Origin of the sequence: Bacillus sp. RC252 (assembly GCF_044909215.1) — a bacterium.
In the GTDB taxonomy this organism is placed as follows: domain Bacteria; phylum Bacillota; class Bacilli; order Bacillales; family Bacillaceae_G; genus Bacillus_A; species Bacillus_A mycoides.
Map to the genome: position 1 here is coordinate 1 of NZ_JBIYDV010000052.1, position 1,629 is coordinate 1,629.

At 31.6% G+C, this 1,629-nt stretch carries 1 protein-coding gene; it reads left to right on the forward strand.

Features of this window, described 5'->3' with window-relative positions:
- The first annotated feature begins 366 nt into the window (after positions 1 to 366).
- Positions 367 to 1,296, forward strand: coding sequence for a DMT family transporter (locus tag ABH960_RS29480; protein ID WP_404449981.1), 930 nt, complete (start codon positions 367 to 369; stop codon positions 1,294 to 1,296).
- Positions 1,297 to 1,629: the final 333 nt, after the last annotated feature.

Consider the following 1,629-nt stretch of genomic DNA (forward strand, 5'->3'; position numbering starts at 1 on the left):
GTTTCGACTTAGGTTTTTTTGTGTTTATTTTTATTTACCGAAGGTTAGAATCTGTAAATTTAATAATCCTAAAGACGAAAAAAGAATGAAATAGAAACGGTATAAAATAAAATTTGGATATTAAAGTGATAAGAAGGTTATAAAGTAATACGTTTAAATATAAATTGAAGGTAAGGATTACCTTTTTATGTTGATTTAGTTGTCGAATGAACAATGATGTTTTTGATTTAATATGAAAAGGTTATGCGAAAAATGGCTGGATGGCTATTTTTCGCATAACCTTTTTGTGGTTTTAAAGGATTTTACTTAAGAAAAAATCTATAATTAAGGTAGTTAACATATACTTTTTGATGGGTGTGGGGGATTATGAAAGAAATATGGATGTTATTAGTGGCTGTTATATTATGGGGGACGGCAATTGCGCCAACGAAATGGGCATTAGAATCTATTCAACCATTTACTTTGTTATTTATTCGTCTTTTCCTCGCAGGGGGGATTTGTATGCTTTTTTCATATGGCCAACTTCAAAAAGCAATCGTACATAAACATATTCCATGGAGAAGAATGAGTTTGCTATCTTTTACTGGTGTAGCTGGGTATTTTATGTTCACATCCTACGGGATTTCTTTAACAAGTGGATTACATGTTAGTATCATTGATGCTGCATTGCCGTTAGTTACAATTCTTTTTTCAGCTTTCTTTTTGAAAGAGAAAATTCAGCCGAATTATTGGATTGGTATTATATTGGGGGCTATAGGGGTACTTCTTATAACAATTTCATCTAACAATGCTGATCAAGAGGTATCTTTAATAGGAGATATCCTTATTTTATTAAGCACCTTCTTATTTGCTTTTTATACAGTATTGTTAAAACAACCGAAACAGGAACGGTATCTATCAAACAAGGTTTTTACAACATTAACTTTAATTATTGGATCGGTTATTTTATTACCATTTGCAATGGTAGAAACTTTTTATTACGGTTTCCCAAAGATTGAAACCTGGAAGACTGGACTTAGTGTAATGTATCTTGTTATTGGAGCAACAATTTTAGCATATTGGTTTTGGAATAAAGCACTAGAGAGAGTTTCAGCATCAGTAAGTGGATTATATTTAAATGCATTACCGCTAATAAGTATTGTTGCTTCAATTGTTCTATTAAATGAATCTTTAACGTGGAGAATAGTAATAGGCGGCGGCTTAGTCTTATTTGGAGTGGTATGGGCGGATAAAAGTAAATTAATTGATCTATTTATCAATTCCCGACAGAAAACTCCCACCTCAAGGAATCAGTAGGACGATAGTTTAAATAGAAAGGGGGAGTTCAAGAGTTTCAAGAGTTTAAAGAGTGCATGTATATAATGTGTAATCAAAAGGGCGTTTTGTATGTAATGGGATGTCCTTGTTTATTATTTTCATTGAAATGGAGAAATTGAATGACTGAAATTAATATAGAAAATACCTTTGGAATTATTTTTATTATTAATTGAATAAAAGGTGTTGACGATTAGCTTATAGAGGTGTAATATAGGAAAAGTCGCCGATAGCAACAACGCAGAAAGCGACAAAAGAAATAAAAAAACTTGGTTGACATTGAAATATGAAAATGTTAACATAAGGGAGTCGCAA